Source organism: Halomonas sp. DP8Y7-3 (assembly GCF_019801675.1).
GTDB classification, from domain to species: Bacteria; Pseudomonadota; Gammaproteobacteria; order Pseudomonadales; family Halomonadaceae; genus Halomonas; species Halomonas litopenaei_A.
Map to the genome: position 1 here is coordinate 443,665 of NZ_JAHVIO010000014.1, position 17,065 is coordinate 460,729.

General features: G+C 61.8%; 15 protein-coding genes and 1 rRNA gene. 11 read left to right on the plus strand and 5 right to left on the minus strand.

Annotated features, from left to right (window positions below):
* Positions 1 to 43: 43 nt before the first annotated feature.
* Positions 44 to 721 (minus strand): GntR family transcriptional regulator, encoded by a 678-nt coding sequence (locus tag KUV86_RS16505; protein ID WP_206936895.1) that lies wholly within the window; start codon positions 719 to 721, stop codon positions 44 to 46.
* 377 nt (positions 722 to 1,098) lie between these two features.
* Between KUV86_RS16505 and KUV86_RS16510 the strand changes: the two genes are divergently transcribed.
* The 8 genes from KUV86_RS16510 (at position 1,099) to KUV86_RS16545 (ending at position 9,716) form a co-directional block, all read left to right on the plus strand.
* On the plus strand, positions 1,099 to 2,601 hold the full coding sequence (locus tag KUV86_RS16510) for a Na+/H+ antiporter NhaC family protein (RefSeq protein WP_222485648.1): 1,503 nt from the start codon (positions 1,099 to 1,101) through the stop codon (positions 2,599 to 2,601).
* Positions 2,602 to 2,958: 357 nt separating this feature from the next.
* Complete coding sequence (locus KUV86_RS16515) at positions 2,959 to 4,521, plus strand: gamma-glutamyltransferase family protein (protein WP_261397692.1); 1,563 nt, start codon at positions 2,959 to 2,961, stop codon at positions 4,519 to 4,521.
* 3 nt (positions 4,522 to 4,524) lie between these two features.
* Positions 4,525 to 5,094 (plus strand): chromate transporter, encoded by a 570-nt coding sequence (locus tag KUV86_RS16520; RefSeq protein ID WP_222485652.1) that lies wholly within the window; start codon positions 4,525 to 4,527, stop codon positions 5,092 to 5,094.
* The gene (locus KUV86_RS16525) at positions 5,091 to 5,621 is read left to right on the plus strand and encodes a chromate transporter (RefSeq protein WP_222485655.1); all 531 of its coding nucleotides are present in this window, start codon (positions 5,091 to 5,093) and stop codon (positions 5,619 to 5,621) included. Before KUV86_RS16520 ends, KUV86_RS16525 begins: the two co-directional genes overlap by 4 nt.
* Positions 5,622 to 5,724: 103 nt before the next feature.
* Positions 5,725 to 6,696: a Bug family tripartite tricarboxylate transporter substrate binding protein gene (locus tag KUV86_RS16530; protein WP_206936886.1), complete on the plus strand. Its 972-nt coding sequence runs from the start codon at positions 5,725 to 5,727 to the stop codon at positions 6,694 to 6,696.
* Positions 6,693 to 7,256, plus strand: a complete 564-nt coding sequence (locus KUV86_RS16535; RefSeq protein WP_222485657.1) for a tripartite tricarboxylate transporter TctB family protein — start codon at positions 6,693 to 6,695, stop codon at positions 7,254 to 7,256. Before KUV86_RS16530 ends, KUV86_RS16535 begins: the two co-directional genes overlap by 4 nt.
* 30 nt (positions 7,257 to 7,286) lie before the next feature.
* Positions 7,287 to 8,786, plus strand: a complete 1,500-nt coding sequence (locus KUV86_RS16540; protein WP_222561535.1) for a tripartite tricarboxylate transporter permease — start codon at positions 7,287 to 7,289, stop codon at positions 8,784 to 8,786.
* Positions 8,787 to 8,909: 123 nt separating this feature from the next.
* Complete coding sequence (locus KUV86_RS16545; protein ID WP_222485659.1) at positions 8,910 to 9,716, plus strand: transporter substrate-binding domain-containing protein; 807 nt, start codon at positions 8,910 to 8,912, stop codon at positions 9,714 to 9,716.
* 136 nt (positions 9,717 to 9,852) lie between these two features.
* Here KUV86_RS16545 and KUV86_RS16550 read toward each other — a convergent pair whose 3' ends face one another.
* Positions 9,853 to 10,722, minus strand: coding sequence for an oxidoreductase (locus KUV86_RS16550; protein WP_222485661.1), 870 nt, complete (start codon positions 10,720 to 10,722; stop codon positions 9,853 to 9,855).
* A gap of 441 nt (positions 10,723 to 11,163) precedes the next feature.
* Between KUV86_RS16550 and KUV86_RS16555 the strand changes: the two genes are divergently transcribed.
* Together KUV86_RS16555 and cysK are read left to right on the plus strand one after the other, a co-directional pair.
* Positions 11,164 to 12,102 (plus strand): alpha/beta fold hydrolase, encoded by a 939-nt coding sequence (locus KUV86_RS16555; RefSeq protein WP_222485663.1) that lies wholly within the window; start codon positions 11,164 to 11,166, stop codon positions 12,100 to 12,102.
* A gap of 274 nt (positions 12,103 to 12,376) precedes the next feature.
* Positions 12,377 to 13,348, plus strand: coding sequence for a cysteine synthase A (cysK, locus tag KUV86_RS16560; protein ID WP_206936878.1), 972 nt, complete (start codon positions 12,377 to 12,379; stop codon positions 13,346 to 13,348).
* A 116-nt stretch (positions 13,349 to 13,464) separates the two neighbouring features.
* On the opposite strand, the gene KUV86_RS16565 is transcribed toward cysK, so the two are convergent.
* Positions 13,465 to 13,905, minus strand: a complete 441-nt coding sequence (locus KUV86_RS16565) for a hemerythrin domain-containing protein (protein WP_206936877.1) — start codon at positions 13,903 to 13,905, stop codon at positions 13,465 to 13,467.
* Between the two features lie 842 nt (positions 13,906 to 14,747).
* Between KUV86_RS16565 and KUV86_RS16570 the strand changes: the two genes are divergently transcribed.
* Positions 14,748 to 15,491 carry a hypothetical protein gene (locus KUV86_RS16570; protein ID WP_222485665.1) on the plus strand — a complete coding sequence of 248 codons (744 nt, stop codon included), beginning with the start codon at positions 14,748 to 14,750 and terminating at the stop codon, positions 15,489 to 15,491.
* Here KUV86_RS16570 and KUV86_RS16575 read toward each other — a convergent pair.
* On the minus strand, positions 15,484 to 15,972 hold the full coding sequence (locus KUV86_RS16575) for a DUF2938 domain-containing protein (RefSeq protein WP_222485667.1): 489 nt from the start codon (positions 15,970 to 15,972) through the stop codon (positions 15,484 to 15,486). The genes KUV86_RS16570 and KUV86_RS16575 overlap by 8 nt on opposite strands.
* A gap of 979 nt (positions 15,973 to 16,951) precedes the next feature.
* Positions 16,952 to 17,065: ribosomal RNA gene (gene rrf, locus KUV86_RS16580) — 5S ribosomal RNA — on the minus strand; the annotation flags it as partial.

The window sequence follows — 17,065 nt, forward strand, 5'->3', positions numbered from 1 at the left end:
ACTGGCCGTATTTAGGCGCTACTAGGGCGCTGCCTGGGCAATATCAGCGGGCAGCGCAGGCGCCCTTGGCCACTTCCCAGGACTGACGGATGTGGTCCTCCAGCAGATGCCGGGCATCATGAATGCGGCGCTCCAGCGCCAGCGTCACCAATTCACCGTGCTGGGCGTCCAGGCGCTCGCGAATCTCAGGATTGCCCGGGGCCAGACGGCGATAGCGGTCGAACTGATCGTGCAGTTGTTCGATGAAGCGGAGCAGCCAATGAGAGCCACAGGGCGCCAGCAAGGTGCGATGAAATCGCTGGTGGGCCTGCTCCCACTGTTCCACCTCGCCCTGAACCTTGTTGGCACGCGTCAGCCGGTGACTGGCGGCGAGCAGCTGTGACTCCCACTCCGCATCCCCTTCTTGAAACGCCTGGGTCAGTGCCATGCATTCCAGCTGCACCCGCAGCCTGGCGATGTCTTCAAGCTCATCCGCTGACAGCGGCGGCACGCGAAAACCCCGCTGATTGTGCTGTTCCAACAAACCGTAGGCGGCAAGCCGGTTCAACGCCTCCCGCAGGGGGCTCAAGCCCACCTCATAGCGGTCCTTCAGGGCGCTGATGGCGAGTTTCTCCCCGGCGGCAAAGCGACCGCGAATCAAATCCACCTTGAGGGCATGGAATACCTGGCTGGCGGCGGTCTCGCCGCTGGTGGCCGCCTCGGCCGGTTGGGACGTGGTCATGACAGGACTCGTGAAGGACAGAGATGCAGGGTACGTCGGCAATTGACGTTCGCCAAGCGCCGGGGCATAGTTTTTGCCGAAATATCGATTTTACCACCATATGACGATATTTCTTACATCAATTGCGACATCAACCAAGAAACATCAGAGATCGACCGCACGTCAGCCAGCCTTCGGCCACGCTTCAGTCGCCATCGTCCAGGCCGAACCAGACCTGGAGCCTTCGCGAACCTTCAGCAGGGACGGTCACCAGGCGGTCTGCGTGAAGAGAGCTGTCGTAAAGAGCGGCCCTAAGGGCTATCTGAAGGGCTATCTGAACAGCTCTCTAAACGTCGATCTCGACAACACAACCATAACAACTTGCCTTGGAGCGCCCTATGTCCCAACACTCCTCTTCAGCGGCTGAACGTGCCCCCTCCACGGGAGGTCCCTCTCACCCCGAAGACGCCCAGGAACCAGCGGTCTCCCTTTCTGGCCGTCGCCACGCGCTGCTGCTGGTAGCCGCCATCGGCAGCCTGCTGGTCGGCATCATGGGCCTCGGTATTCCCACGGCGGTGGCATTGATCGTCGCCGGCGCCATCGCCATGACCCTGTGTCTGGTGTGGGGTATCGCCTGGTCACGCCTCGAAGCCGACCTGCTCAAGGGGATCCAGGCGATGCTGGTGCCTATCCTGATCCTGATGAGTGTCGGCATGATGGTGGGGGTCTGGATGCTATCCGGCACCATCCCGGCCATGGTGACATTAGGCCTGGAGTCACTGACGCCGGGTTTGTTCCTGGTGGTGGCGTGTCTCTCGTGCTCCTTGATGTCGGTCATGGCCGGTACTTCCTGGGGCACCCTCAGCACCATCGGTGTGGCCTTGATGGGCGTCGCGCTGGGACTGGGTATTCCGCCCGCCTACGCCGCAGGAGCCATCGTCACCGGCACCTTCTTCGGCGACAAGCTGTCGCCCCTGTCGGACACCACCGTCATGGCCTCGGCGGTGTGCGAGGTCCACATCATCAGTCACATTCGCCACATGCTCTATTCGACCCTACCGGCGTACCTGATCGCCCTGGTCGTCTATGCATGGCTCGGCAATGGTGTCGCCGAAGCCGGTGCGGCGATGACGACGGACGGCATGTCGGACCAGACCCAAGCCATCATCGACACCCTGGCCGCTACCTTCAGCGACAATCTACTCACACTGCTTCCGCCGCTGGTCGTGTTCGGCTGCATCCTGGCCAAGAAGCCGGTGCTGCCCGCCTTCATGCTGGGTATCGTCAGCGCTGCGCTGATCGCCGTGGTGTTGCAAGGCGCCAGCCTCGCCGAGATCGGTAGCGCCATGAACGCAGGCTTTGTTGCCGATACTGGCGTGGCGATGGTGGACAAGATGCTCTCCCGTGGGGGACTGCAGGGCATGATGTCCACCGTGGCGGTGCTGATTGCGGCGGCGGTGCTGGGAGCACCGTTCAAGAGCGCCGGCACCCTGGACGCCGCCATTGCCTGGTTGGCCCGCCGCCACGCCGCGCGCCGCCAGGTATTGGGAGGATCGATGGCACTGCACAGCCTGGCCTTTCTGCTGACCGGAAGCTACTACGTGACATTCTCTCTGCTCGGCCCGCTGCTACGACCCTTGGTCGCCAGCAGCGGCAGCCCTACCAAGAACCTGTCACGCATCCTCGAGGATACCGGTACAACGCTGTCGCCGCTGGTGCCCTGGGGTGTCACCGGGGCCTTTACCGCCGCCACCCTGGGCGTCGCCACGGCGGACTTCTTTGTCTACGCCATCCTCTGCTACGGCGCTATCGCCTTTTCCCTGCTGTATGTCCTGACCGGCTGGACCCTGGGCCACGACAGTGAAGAGCTCCCGCAACAGCAACCCGCTACCCTGCGCTGACAAGCGATAGCCCTGACGCCATAGCCCTGTTGCCATAGCCCTGACGCCACAGCCCGGTTGCCACCGCCCCTGCTGTCTTGCCCAGGGGCGGTGGTTGGAGAGAGCCCGCACGGCACTGACGTCAGTCGCCTGCCCAGGGATTGACGCTCGCTGCAGCGCACGGCATAGTCAAAGCACAAAATCGATTTTTAAACACAATACCGATTACCACCTTTTCTTTCGACGAGAGACGCCATGTCTTCCCAGCGCGATATCCCTGGCACTGCTTCCGCAACCGCTTGCGGTCACCTGTCCACGCCCTATCCCGATGCCACGCCCTTCCCGTCTCGACGCAGCCCCACGTATTCTCGCCACGGCATGGTGGCCACTTCGCAGCCCCAGGCAGCCCAGGTGGGGCGCGACGTACTGGCCCGCGGCGGCAATGCAGTCGATGCCGCTATCGCCACGGCAGCGGCACTGACGGTCGTCGAGCCGACCGGTTGCGGCATCGGCGGCGACGCCTTTGCCCTGGTCTGGATCGCCAGCGATGACAACGGCAACGGCGAGCTGCACGGACTCAACGCCAGCGGTGTTGCCCCCCAGGCGCTAACGCGGGAGATGCTGGTCGAGGCGGGTCATGACAAGGTGCCGCTATACGGCTGGACCCCTGTCACGGTCCCCGGAACGCCGTCCGCCTGGGCGGAACTGTCGCGCCGCTTCGGCAAGCTGGACTTCGCAAGCCTGCTGGCACCCGCCATTCGCCTGGCCCGGGAAGGGTTTCCGGTCTCGCCCGTTATCGCCAGCCTGTGGCAGCGCGACACGGCCACCTTCAAGCGCCACCTGGAAGGTGAGGCCACCCAGGGCTGGTTCGATACCTTCACCTTCGACGGGCGTGCCCCGCAGGCGGGTGAATGGTTTACCAACCCCGGTCAGGCCGACACCTTGGAGGCGATCGCTGCGTCCCATGGGGAGAGCTTCTATCGCGGTGAGCTGGCTGAGGCCATCGACGCATTTTCACGCCGTACCGGTGGCTATCTGCGCAAGGAAGATCTGGCGAGCTATCAGCCCGAGTGGGTCACCCCCATTTCTGCCCGCTATCGTGACGTGGATGTGTGGGAGATACCGCCCAATGGGCAGGGTCTTGTGGCCTTGATGGCGCTGCGCCTGCTCGACGGTTTTGCACCGTCCCATCGCGACGATCCTGAACTGCTACATCGCCAGCTCGAGGCCATGAAACTGGCCTACACCGACGGCAAGACGCACATCAGTGAGCCCGAGGCGATGACCTACTCGGTCGAGGAGCTGCTGTCCGACCACTACACCGACGCACGCCGCGCGCTGATTGGCGACTCGGCCATCGACCCCGAGCCTGGTGACCCCAAGGCCGGCGGCACTGTCTACCTGGCCACGGCCGACGCCGATGGCAACATGGTGTCGTTCATTCAGAGCAACTATCACGGCTTCGGCTCGGGGGTCGTGGTCCCGGGTACCGGTATCTCCTTGCAGAACCGCGGCCATGATTTCAGCCTGGACGAGCATCATGACAACGTCCTCAAGCCTGGCAAGAAGACGTTCCATACCATTATTCCCGGCTTCCTCACCCGTCATGGCAAGGCGCTGGGGCCGTTCGGCGTCATGGGCGGCTTCATGCAGCCCCAGGGCCACGTGCAGGTCGTGATGAATCTGGTCGACTTCGGGCTCAATCCCCAGGCAGCACTGGATGCCCCACGCTGGCAGTGGCTGGGCGAACGCACCATCGGTATCGAACACAGCTATGCTGCGCCGCTGGTTCGCGCCATGGCAGCGCGCGGCCACCGGATGCAGGTCGACACCGACAGCCGCAGCTATGGCCGCGGACAGATGATCCTGCGAGACCCGAACACCGGCATCTATTGCGGCGGTACCGAGCCGCGTACCGACTCCAGCATTGCGGTGCTCTAAGCCATGGGACAACACGCCTCACTGTTCGCCGCGTTCTTTCGCATCGGTATCTTCGGCTTCGGCGGTGGACCGTCGATGATCCCACTGGTCCACCAGGAGGTGGTCAAGCGCCACGCCTGGATGGACGACGACGCCTTCGCCGATGTGCTGGCGATCGGCAATACCCTACCGGGCCCGATTGCCACCAAGATGGCCGGCTATATCGGCTTCCGTGTCGGTGGCGTGCTGGGCGCCATCAACGCGGTGGTTGCCGTCATCGTGCCGGTGATCTTCGCGATGATCGCCCTGCTTGGGCTCTACAGTCGCTACGGCGATCAACGCTGGGTCCAGGGCATGGGCCTCGGGGTGGTACCGGTGGTCATGGTGATGATGGCCCAGCTGACCTTTGACTTCTTCAACAAGTCTCGTGCAGGTCTCGGCGTTATCGCCACCCTGGTGCTTGGCGGGGTCGCCGGCGGGCTGATCTACGGCCTCGGCGTACATCCAGGTCTGGTCATCGGCGCCCTTCTCGTCGCCGCCCTGCTGCGGCCCGAGGCCGGCCGCAAGGCATCTCAGGGAGGGCCCTCTGCATGATCTACTGGCAGCTCTTTCTGGCCTTCTTCATTCCCAACATCGTCGGCTATGGCGGCGGACCGGCCATCATCCCGCTGATCGAGAACGAGGTCGTCGGCCACTACGGCTGGATGACCCATCAGGCCTTTGCCGAGACTCTCGCTCTGGGCAATGCCCTGCCCAGCCCCATCGCGACCAAGATGGCAGGCTACATCGGCTACGACGTGGCCGGCGCTGGCGGTGCCATTGTCGCGGTGCTGGCCACCGTTGGCCCCTCGCTGCTGCTAATGCTGGCCGCCCTGGGCACCCTGTATCGCTACCGAGATTCGATCAAGATCAAGTCCATGAGCCAATGGGTCCGACCTGTTGTCATGGTGCTCATGGCCTATCTGACCGTGAGTTTCCTGCGCGAGGGAATGGCGACATCAGGCCTGCTGCACACGGCCATCATCGCCGCAGTGGCCGCCTTCCTGCTACTTCGGACCAAGGTACATCCGGCCCTTGTGGTGTGTTTCGGCCTAGCCTACGGGGCCTTGCTGCTGGGCTGATCCGCTCACACCGCCGACGACAGACGTGAACACCACGACACATAACAACCGACGCTTCATTCACAACAATCATCAACAACGATCACTTGCTCAGGACATCAACATGACCACTGTACATCGCCGTTGCGCTACCTCCCTCGCTCTTGCCGTGGCAGCTGCTTCCATGGCCATCGTTCCCCAGGCCATGGCCCAGGAGGCGTTTCCAGAAGACCCCGTCGAGTTCATCGTGCCTTGGTCCCCCGGCGGCGGCAGCGACACCCTGATGCGGCTGGTGGCGAACCACGCGGAAACCTACCTTGGCCAACCCCTGCCGGTCATCAATATGCCCGGCGTCAGCGGGACTACCGGTCTCAAGGAACTCTCACGGCGCGATGCGGACGGCTACACCATCGGGCAGGTGCACGAGGGCCTGATGGTCGCCAGCCACACCGGCCTCACTCCTCTGAACTACGATGACTTCGAGGCGGTAGCCGCCGTCACTCAGTCCCCTCAGTACCTGACCGTGCCCGGCGATGCTCCCTACAGCACCTTTGACGAGTTCGTCGACTACGCCAAGCAGCATCCCGGCGAGGTGCGCTTCGGCGTGACCTTGGGTGGCGTGCCACATATCCACGCCGCGATGATGGAGGAAGCCGAGGACCTGCAGTTTCGCTATGTCGGCTTCGAAGGCACCGGCCCTCGCATTCGCGCGCTGGTAGGCGGTCATATTGATGCCGCCATCGGGGATATCTCTTCCAGCGGCGAATTCGTCAAGAACGGTGACTTGCGCTTCCTGGCCGTCGGCAGCGAGGAGCGCCAGCCAGAAGCTCCGGACGTGCCCACCTTCGCCGAACTGGGACACCCGGAGCTGAAGCTCAACATCATCCGCGGCATCCTGGCGCCCAAGGGCACACCCGAGGAACGTATCGACGTGCTGGCCGCCGCCTTCGAATCCATGAGCCAGGATGAAGCCTTCGCCCAGGCCGTGCACAACGCTGGCGCCAGCGTGGTTTTTGAAGGCCCCGACGCCTTCGCCGAATACCTCGAGACCAGCGATGCCACCATCGAGCGTCTATCAGGGAAGCTGGCGCGATGAGTGCTTCCCACGACGACACCCTGTCCCCTGCAACCGCTCCATCAGCCGGCTCCCCACAGGGGGGGGCGGACGCCCAGGGACGTGGCGACCACCTGGCCCACGTGCTTCTGAACCTGGGGTTGGCGGCGCTGTTCACCGGTCTCTATGTGCAGGCCCGTGACCTGCCCTCCTCGATGTGGGAGCCACTGGGGTCCGGCAGTTTCCCGCGTCTGGTGCTGGCGGCGCTAGTCGTTCTCAACCTGGCCATTACCGTCAAGGAAGGCCGCCGCTTCATGGCCCAGCCCGCTGCGGCTCGCGGCCAGGCCGGCACCTGGATATGGCGGCATCGACTGGCCTTTGCCGTGTTAGGACTCTTTGCGGTCTACATCATCACGCTGCCCTGGCTGGGCTTTAGTCTCGCGTCCTTCGGCTTCCTGCTGGCAGGTCAATGGATGCTGGGTGCCCGCACCGCAAAGCCGGTGGCCATCGCCGTGGTGATCGCGGTGATCTTTTCGCTAGGCGTGGACACTCTGTTCCGTGACGTCTTCGTCATCAGCCTGCCCCGCGGCCTGTTCGGCTAAACCGGCAACGACGTCTCGAGGAAACTTCTCATGATGGATACGCTGCTGTCCGGTATGGATCAGCTTTTTACCGTTTCAACCATGATCGCCATGCTGCTGGGTGTCATCGCCGGTGTGATTGCGTCGGCCATTCCCGGCTTCACCATTACCATGGCCATCGTCCTGACCCTGCCTCTCACCTTCACCATGGAGCCGCTGCAAGGCGTGGCCACCATGCTGGCGGTGTATGTCGGCGGCTACAGCGGCGGTCTGATCTCGGCCGCATTGCTCGGCATTCCCGGCACGCCGTCATCGGTTGCGACCACCTTCGACGCCTTCCCCATGGCGCGCAAGGGCGAGCCGGGTCGTGCCTTGGCACTGGGTATCTGGGCCTCCTTCTTCGGAGCCCTGGTCAGCGTGGTGGTGTTGATCATCGCCGCCCCGCCGCTGGCGATCATCGCCGTCAAGCTCGGTGCCTGGGAATACTTCTCCCTGATCATCTTCGCCATGACGGTGGTCGCCAGCCTGGTCGGCAAGTCCATGCTGAAGGGCCTGATGACTGGTCTACTGGGGCTGTTGATCGCGACTGTCGGCTCCGATCCGATGATGGGCGTGGCTCGCTTCACCTTTGACTCTGACCTGCTCGCCAACGGCTTTCCCTTCCTGGTGGTGCTGATTGGCATCTTTGCGGTCAGCCAGCTGCTGTCCGAGGTAGAGGACGCAGACGGCATCAAGCACGGTAAGGCGTTGATGCCGGAGAGCGTCAGCTTCAGCCCGCTCAAGGCGTTGAAGGAAACCATCAGCTATCCGATCAACCTGCTGCGCTCTTCGCTGGTCGGCGTTTTCATTGGTGCTGTTCCCGGTGCCGGAGGCAGCATCGCCAACCTGCTCGCCTACGACCAGGCCAAGCGCGCCTCCAAGACACCGGAAGCCTTTGGGACAGGCACCCCCGAGGGGGTCATCGCCTCGGAATCCGGCAACTCCGCCACCTCCGGCGGCGGCCTGATTCCGATGATTGCACTCGGCATCCCCGGCAGTGCCGTGGACGCCGTACTGATGGCCTCGTTGATGGTGCATGGTATCGGCGTTGGCCCCCGGCTGATCATGGACCATGGCGACCTGGTCTACGGCATGTTCATGGCGATGCTGGTGGCCGCCGTGATGGTGCTCGTGGTGTGCCTGTTCAGCATGCGCTGGTTCCTGCGCGTCACCGAGGTGCCCAAGTCGATCATTGTTCCGGTTGTGCTGGTGTGCTGTGTGATCGGTGCCTTTGCCCTCAACAACCGCGTCACTGACGTCTACCTGCTGTTGGGCGTCGGCATCTTCGGCTACCTGCTGAGCAAGCTCGACTATCCTCTGGCTCCGCTGGTGCTGGGTGTGATTCTGGGCCCCATCGCCGAGACCAACCTGCGCCGGGCGCTGATGTCCGATGAGAACTGGACGCTGTTCTTCACGCGCCCCATCTCACTAGGACTGCTGCTGCTGGCGGCACTGTCCATTGTGCTGGCCATACGCCACCACCGTCGCTCCCGACGCCTGCAGCCGGCCTGACCCCGGCGCGGACGACACCCGACAGACGACACCCAACAGACCACGGGGGGCGCAAGCAGCCCCCCGTGATCCACATAACGACAACGTCACCAAGACTCCCCCGACGACAACACAAGGTCTTCCATGCGTTCATTCTCCAAGTATTTACTGTCTCCCCTTGCCCTTACCTGCGCGATGGTGGCGGCAGCCCCCTCCTTCGCCGATGAGTCCCGCCAGGTGCGCATTGCCGTGGATGTGCCCTACCCTCCGTTTGAATATCGCGATGCCAACGGTGAACTCGCCGGCTTCGAAATTGATCTGGGCAACGAGCTTTGCCGCCGCGCTGAACTCGACTGCGAATGGATCGTGCAAGGCTGGGACGGCATCATTCCTGGGCTGCTGGCACGCAAGTACGACGCCATCCTGTCATCCATGCGCATCACCGAGGCCCGCGAGCGCCAGGTACGCTTCAGCGAGCCCTACGCCATGTCACCCAAGGTCTGGGTGGCTCGCCGAGACGCCGTGGTCGATCCCGAAGACCTGGCAAGCCTCGAGGGCATGACCGTCGGCGTGCAGCGCGGCACCACCCAGGACACCTACATCACCGGTCGCTATCGTGAGGTGCTGGACATCCGGCGCTACGCCACCGCCGATGAGGTGGCCCTGGATATGGAAAGCGGGCGCCTGGATCTCGCCTTCATCAACTACCCGGTGGCCATAGAGGCGCTCTCCATCCAGCAGGAAGACGGCGACTTCACCCAAGTCGGCGAGCGCATCAATTCACCGGAGTCGATCTTTGGCAGGGGCAACGCCATCGCCGTACGCCCCCGGGACGAGGCCCTGGCCGCAACCTTCAATGAGGCCCTCGACGAGGTCTATGCCGACGGCACCTTTGAGCGCCTGATGGAGCAGTACTTCGACTACGATCTGCGTCCCGCCAGCCGACTGTAAACCGCTTAGAGTGGCGCCTGACATGACCGTCGGCCCGTAACGAAACGCGCCCTCACCTTGCGGCTGGGGGCGTGTCGCATTCAGGGGTATGCCACCCTCACGTGCCGGTACGCGGCGACGTTAGGCAATCGAGTCCCTAAGATCGACCATCTCGCGTGGAAGCCCCCTGCCGTGCCAACAGTGCGCGAACACAGCGTTCGTAAAGCCAGGTGGGCAGCAACCAGTGCAGTCCCACCAGGATCTTGGCGTGCAGCGGCAACAGGTAACGCCGACGCGGTCGCGCCGCGGTCAACGCATGCAGCACTACCCTTGCTATCTGCTCAGGCTCGCCAGCCTGGCGCTGATCAGCCAGCACCCTGGACATGCCACGCTTGATGCGAGCATAGGGTGTTCCAGCGGCATCCTCCTCCAGGGATGCACGTGCGATGTCTGCCCACTCGCTACGTATCATTCCGGGCTGGACCAGGCTCACCTTGATCCCGAAGGGTCGCAGCTCGACCCTCAACGCATCGCTCAGGGCCTCGAGCGCAAACTTGGTGGCGTGATACCAGCCGCCCACGGGCATCCATAGTCGTCCCGCCATGGAACCGATATTGACGATGCGACCACGGCCACGCTGGCGCATGCTGGGCAGCAACGCCTGGGTCAAGGCCATCAGCCCGAAGACATTGACCTCGAACTGACGCCGAGCTTCCTCGATGGGGACTTCTTCCAGCACCCCATAGCTGCCATAGCCGGCATTATTGACAAGCCCCTCGAGCACCACTCCGTCATCACTCAGCGTCTTCACCAGCCTGGCGATACTGTCTCCATCGGCGATATCGAGCGCCATGACGTGGGCGCCTTGCTGCGCCAATGCCTGCATGCGCTCGGTACGCCTGGCAACGGCGTAGACGGTGAAGCCCTCCTCGAGCAGCGCCCGACTGATGGCATCGCCGATGCCGGATGAGGCCCCTGTCACCAGTACGCTGCCTTTTGCGGGCGACGCTTGATATTGCTCGGTCATATGCAAGATTCCTTGATTCGTGATGGCCTGTGCGCCATGCCTGTCACGGTTGTGGTCACGGACACTTGGCAGAAATCAGCCTGCTTCCATCACGTTATGCTCAAACATGCTTCTGATAGGCAAGGCCCACTCTCAAACGACATACGCTGATCTAGAGTATGAACTGCCTTTTCTTGACGTGGATGGGGGCTGTCTTGGATCGGACCTGTCTTGGATCGGACCTGTCTTGGATAGATCTTGACCTGGACTGTGCCCGACAACCCCTTCGCTGGGTGCTCTCTGCTAGGGCTCCAGACTGCTTAAGCCGGGTGCCATCGAACGGCGCCTGTACTGCTGGCAGTGGCGGCCCCAACGCTGCCGCCCACGCCCTCAGGACTGGCAGACCAACGTCACCTCGTCCCGCGTCACAAGAGACCAAGCCCCTGAAGGAGTCGCCAATTGATGCGCACGATCCCTGCTATCGCTCTTGCTGTTGCCCTCTGCCTGCCCCTGGCAGCAGGTTCCCAGATCGCCGCGGCCGATGAAATTCCCGGCCGCCAATATGCAGATGTGGGCGACTACCGTGTCGCCTATCGGGAGTGGGGGCAGGAAGGTGATCCTGCTGTCATGCTCATCCATGGCATCCCCCTCAACAGCGTGCTGTTTTCCAAGGTCGGTCCGCTGCTGGCAGATCAGGGCTACCATGTGTTCGCGCCGGGCCAGCTCGGCCTCAGCTACACCGACGGACCCATGGACGCCGACCATTCCCTCAAGGGCCAGGCAGAGATCATGACGGCCTTTGCCAATCAGGTGATGCCAGGCCCCTATATTCTGTTCGGCCACGACCTTGGCGGTGGTATCGCTCAAATCATGGTGACCGATCCTGAGCTGAAAGATCACAACGCGGTGCGCAAGATCGTCATCGGCAACTCCGCCGTGCTGGACATGTGGCCGGTCCCTGAGGCCAACGCGGCTATCGCCAAGGCCAAGTCAGATGAGGCGGAAGATATCTTCAACGAAGAAAATGTGCGGGACATCGTCAGGAATTTCGCGTCTGCGGGGCTGTTGAATCCCGACGAGACCCTGACAGACGAGATACTCAACGACCTTTACGGCAACTATGCAGAGAACGCCTCCACCCGGCGTCACTTCATTGAATATTTGAAGGCCATGGACCATCGCCTGACCCTTGAAGCCTCCCCCCAGATGGTGATGTGGAACAAGCCTGCGATGCTGCTGTGGGGGATCCATGATCCCTTCCAGCCCCCCTACGTCTCAGGCGTTGCCCTGGCCCGGATCATGCCTCACGCGACCTGGGAGTACCTGGACGCCAGCCATTTCTATCCGCTGGAACGCCCCCAGGAGGTAGTCGACGCCTTTGTTCGCTGGGACCGTGAGTGAGCGCACGCGTCTTACGCACGCACTTAGCGCACGCACCTAGCGCACGCACTTGGCTCCCGTCACCGACCTCACGCCCGCCCTGCGCGGGCGTGCTCTTTTCCTCGCGCTGATAGCTTTGAAAGGTTAGCGAGTCCTCGCTCTCTCGTGATAGAGGCCATACTGATGCATAGTGAGAACACCTAGACGCCTTATACCTCGACCACCCCAGCCCGCACGCGACAGGCGGTCTCCGCTACAGCGCTGGACGGCGGGCCTCAAGCGAAGGAGCCCTGATATGGCACGGATCTATGAAGACAACGCCACGGCCATCGGCAACACCCCTCTGGTACGACTGAATCGGGTCAATGAAGGCGCTACCATCTGGGCCAAGATTGAGGGCCGCAACCCGGCCTACAGCGTCAAGTGCCGAATCGGCGCAGCGATGATCTGGGACGCGGAGGAGCGCGGCGTGCTCAAGCCGGGCATGACCATCATCGAGCCCACCAGCGGCAACACCGGGATTGCCCTGGCCTACGTGGCCGCCGCCAAGGGCTATCCGTTGACGCTGACCATGCCGGCCTCGATGAGTCTGGAGCGCCGCAAGGTGCTGAAGGCCCTGGGCGCAGAGCTGGTGCTGACCGATCCTGCCAGGGGCATGCCGGGCGCCATTGCCAAGGCCGAGGAACTGGCCAAGTCGGACCCCGAGCGTTACTTCCTGCCGCAGCAGTTCTCCAATCCGGCCAACCCGCGTATCCACGAAACCACCACCGGGCCAGAAATCTGGCAGGATACCGATGGCGCCATCGACGTCTTCGTCGCTGGTGTCGGCACTGGAGGCACCCTCACTGGGGTCTCACGCTATATCAAGAACACCCAGGGCAAGGCCATCACCACGGTGGCGGTGGAGCCCAGCGACTCCCCCATCCTGACCCAGACCCGCGACGGCGAGTCTCTCTCTCCTGCCCCCCACAAGATTCAGGGCATCGGAGCAGGCTTTGTCCCGGATAACCTGGACATGAGTCTGGTGGATCGCATCGAAACGGTCACCAATGATGATGCCATGGAGATGGCCCACCGGCTGATGCGTGAAGAAGGCATCCTGTGCGGTATCTCGTGCGGTGCAGCGGTTGCGGCCGCCACTCGTATCGCCAAGCTGCCGGAATTCGCCGGCAAGAACATCGTGGTGATACTGCCGGATAGTGCCGAACGCTACCTTACCTCCGCGCTGTTCACGGAACTGTTCACCGAACAGGAACTGAATCAGTAAGCTCCGCCAGACGGCGCTCAACAACAAAGGCGTCGGAGTCTCGCTCCGACGCCTTCACTGTACTGTCGTACTTTCGCTCTCCCACCAGACGAGTCCTGTAAACCCGACAGGCCGCGCTATCCTGCCTCGCGATCCTGCATGTCCTGATGGTATTCCTCGGCCAGGTTGGCCTTGGTGGCATCATCAAATACACGGCCTGCCAGCTGAAAGACCTCCTGCTCTTCTTCTTCCAGATGATGGGTGACCAGATGCTGCAGTTTCTTGGCATTGGCCAGCCAGCCTGGTGAGCTATAGTCCGTGGACTCCAGTGTCTCGATCAATTCATCGATTTCGTGGTGCTCGGCCACGCTATGGCGCGCCTTCTCCTGGGTCATGTCATATTCCATCATCGGCACGTACAGCGCTCGCTCTTCCGCACCGGCATGATTCTCGAGCTCTTCCTTGAGTCGCTTGAACAGCTCGTCACGCCCTTCGCTGTTACCTTCCGTCTCCACCAGCAGTTCCAGCAGTCGGCGCTGTTTGTCGTGGCTCTCGCGCAGGGCTTCAAAGATGGTCACAGGTCTCTTCCTCCTTGTTGAAGCGATGCCCGCATCGCGCCGTGGGCGGCGTCTGATTACCGGCAACATCACGGTCCGAACTGTGCGTAGCAAAACGCACCACATCATGTACCAAACTTGTACAAGAATGGACGCATAGATCGAAAACTGCAACCAACTGCCTGCCGAGGCCGAAGTCTACCGAGCTGACGGCAACTGACCAGTAGCATTGATGCCTAAGCGCGGTGGGAACGAAACACAAGCAACGATAGAGCAACACAAGCAACGATAGAGATGGCCCGGTCCAAAGAGCTCAAGGAAAGTGACGTCGGGGTCGGGGACGTCAAGACGGGACATCAGGGCCAGAAACAGCGGCTCAGCCATAGAAAACTGAAGACGCCCGATCTCCCACGGTCCAAAAATACGCCGCAGAATATCCCCCGCTGGCCGGGTCGAAGACTTAAAGGTGCTCAAACAAGCCAACGAAGGCGCCACCGATGAAATTGTGGTGAGTCGTGGCCAGGCTGGTACCTGGGGTTCTGTCTTATCGTCGCCGAGTGATATCTTGAGCACAGCTGCATCAGTAAGTACACGGTGGGCCCGTCTCCTACCGGTCACTCTGGCAAGAACCTTGGCTCCCTTCGGTCTGATCACTCGTAAAGACAGCTTACTGAGCGAGCCGGCTCGCGCCCTGGCAGAACGCTTGCGGCAAGAGGCCGCAACGCTCAAGCATGATTCCCGCTGACGGCCACCCTGGCTTGATCACTCACGCTATTGGTGGTTTGCTAATACAACATGCGACAAGGACCTTCCTATTGAGAGCCGTCCTTCGAAGCCTGCTTCTGGCAGGGTGCGTTGCCCTATTGAGTCACCCTAGTCACCCGAGCTACGCGGCGAATGCCGCTCCGGCTGCAGACGATCAGCGTGTCTTGATCGGTATCTCCGGCAGCTCCGATCTTGATATCGGCTTTAGCGCCGCCATTTCCCGTCACCAACAGCAGGGTCCTTCGTCACACCGGATTGAAATGACCACACGACAGGACGCCCTGTTCACCCTGGTGGAGCTGGACACCATGTTGAAAGAGCGCCTGAAAACCGCCTGCCTCCTGGCAGCCTTGGCTGAGGTACGCCGCATCAGCGCCGAGCAGGTCGGCCTACTGGGGCAAGATGGCGATGAGTTCCGCTTTCGCCTGCTGACCATGATATTACCGGTGACGGCAGCACCCGACGTTGCGCTGGTCACCAGCGAGGACATCGTGGCAGAGCTGGAAGACGGTGAGCGACGGCAGACGCCACGCACCTTGGCGGGATGCCTTGGTCATCTGGGCAATCACGCCGCAGCCTTGGCCGCCAACGGACATGATGTGATTCTCGCCATTCCTCATCCGCAAGCACTCAGTTGGGCCGCTGCCCATGAGCAAGGGCCAGAGTCCCTAAGAGGCTATGCTCTGGGCATCCTGCTCGGCGAAGCGATAGCCTTGGCAGCGCCGGATCTTACCCGATCGTCACTCACTGCAGCGCTGCAAGGCATGCCCCTTAGCGCCAATACCGTCTACCTGGAGCCACACTTCACCCCTGCATCACTGATCAGAGCGCCGCTCAGATAGCAGTGAAGAGTCGCGCCGCCAGATACATGCCGAGCGCGAACACCACATGACCTACCACATTATTCATGCGTGCTAGACCGGGGTTGGGTGCATTGGAACAAGCCACGCCAACCCCCAGTCCCGGCTGCAGGATGAACCAGCCGGCCCCAACGGTCACCAGCCCCACCAGCAAAGCCGGACCAAACGTCGGCATAGCGGCCCATTCAAGGCCCCAAATCAGCAGAAGTACCAGCGCGAAACTGATTCCTACCACGTAGTGCATGCACCATCCGATGGCCAGCTCCCCTCGGACAGGTGCCGACGACGAGATACCTTGACGATGAACCAGCTGACCTCGCGGCAGGCCGGCGAACCAGCGGCCGATCAGGTGCCAGGGCGGTAGCGGCTGACCCAACATCCTGTTCAGCAGCAGGTTCCATACATCGAGTAGCGCAGTGCCACCAAGCCCGATCAATACCGCAAGTCCCAAGGTTTCCAGCATGTTCGCCTCCCTGCCGGGGCACTCGTGCCCCTGATGATCCAGTAGAGAAAAGCCGCGAGGCCCATCCCTGTTCGCTCTACTATCGAATAGGTCGACACATTTCCACAATGCCCTTTTGGGTGGATCTCCCGTGATCGCTGCGCTAACGACAGGACATAGACGCCCAGCCCCTCATCACGACGAACTGGAGCGCAGCGGATAGTGCTTAAGCGCGCCCACGTGTAGCACACGGCTGAACGTATAGAGAGTCCATGCATGCGGCTCTTTAAGTAAAGAAAGCCCAACTCCTTTCGAAATTGGGCTTCTTCTAAATAAATGCCTGATCTCGCATGTAGGTGAGCCACCCTGGCGCTGTTTACAACGGCTCCAGCGAAGCTGCAAAGGGTGGCGAGCGCCACGAGCCCGCCCTTGAGGAGAGCCAGGCCGGACCACGCCGAGGAGGTATTCGGCGCGGCCCCACAAATAAAGAGCGGCTGAACGTATCAAGAACCCATGCATGCGGCTTTTTAAATTAAGAAACCCCGACCATCTCTCGATAATCGGGGTTCTTCTGAATAAATGCCTGACGATGACGCTTAGATATCAATGTCTCTCGCATGGGGGTGAGCCACCCTGGCTTTTGCAGCGAAGCTGCAAGGGGTGGCGAACGCCACGAGCCTGCGAGTGGCCGGACCGCACGCAGTACGGCCCCACATATAAAAAGCGGGTCTCCCCATGCATGCGAAAAACCCCGACTATCTCTCGATAATCGGGGTTCTTCTGAATAAATGCCTGACGCCTCTGCGGCCACTTCGTGGCCTTGAGCCTGGGCTCGGGGCGCCGCAAGCGGCTTTACATCCCTCGCCCGTTCGAGCCTGACAATGCGTTGCATTGTCCAGGCGGCTCTCACCCTACTCTCGCATGCGAGGAAGGGTCATCGGTCAGACATAAACAAAAACCCCCAACTCCTTCGGAGTCGGGGGTTTTTGCTTATGTAAATGCCTGACGATGACCTACTCTCGCATGGGGAGACCCCACACTACCATCGGCGCTGAGCGGTTTCACTTCTGAGTTCGGCAAGGGATCAGGTGGTTCCCACTCGCTATGGTCGTCA

Bases quoted from the DNA above. Each gene is read 5' to 3' on its own strand.
- KUV86_RS16505 (WP_206936895.1), bottom strand. From the start codon at position 721: ATGACCACGTCCCAACCGGCCGAGGCGGCCACCAGCGGCGAGACCGCC.
- KUV86_RS16510 (WP_222485648.1), top strand. From the start codon at position 1,099: ATGTCCCAACACTCCTCTTCAGCGGCTGAACGTGCCCCCTCCACGGGA.
- KUV86_RS16515 (WP_261397692.1), top strand. From the start codon at position 2,959: ATGGTGGCCACTTCGCAGCCCCAGGCAGCCCAGGTGGGGCGCGACGTA.
- KUV86_RS16520 (WP_222485652.1), top strand. From the start codon at position 4,525: ATGGGACAACACGCCTCACTGTTCGCCGCGTTCTTTCGCATCGGTATC.
- KUV86_RS16525 (WP_222485655.1), top strand. From the start codon at position 5,091: ATGATCTACTGGCAGCTCTTTCTGGCCTTCTTCATTCCCAACATCGTC.
- KUV86_RS16530 (WP_206936886.1), top strand. From the start codon at position 5,725: ATGACCACTGTACATCGCCGTTGCGCTACCTCCCTCGCTCTTGCCGTG.
- KUV86_RS16535 (WP_222485657.1), top strand. From the start codon at position 6,693: ATGAGTGCTTCCCACGACGACACCCTGTCCCCTGCAACCGCTCCATCA.
- KUV86_RS16540 (WP_222561535.1), top strand. From the start codon at position 7,287: ATGATGGATACGCTGCTGTCCGGTATGGATCAGCTTTTTACCGTTTCA.
- KUV86_RS16545 (WP_222485659.1), top strand. From the start codon at position 8,910: ATGCGTTCATTCTCCAAGTATTTACTGTCTCCCCTTGCCCTTACCTGC.
- KUV86_RS16550 (WP_222485661.1), bottom strand. From the start codon at position 10,722: ATGACCGAGCAATATCAAGCGTCGCCCGCAAAAGGCAGCGTACTGGTG.
- KUV86_RS16555 (WP_222485663.1), top strand. From the start codon at position 11,164: ATGCGCACGATCCCTGCTATCGCTCTTGCTGTTGCCCTCTGCCTGCCC.
- cysK (WP_206936878.1), top strand. From the start codon at position 12,377: ATGGCACGGATCTATGAAGACAACGCCACGGCCATCGGCAACACCCCT.
- KUV86_RS16575 (WP_222485667.1), bottom strand. From the start codon at position 15,972: ATGCTGGAAACCTTGGGACTTGCGGTATTGATCGGGCTTGGTGGCACT.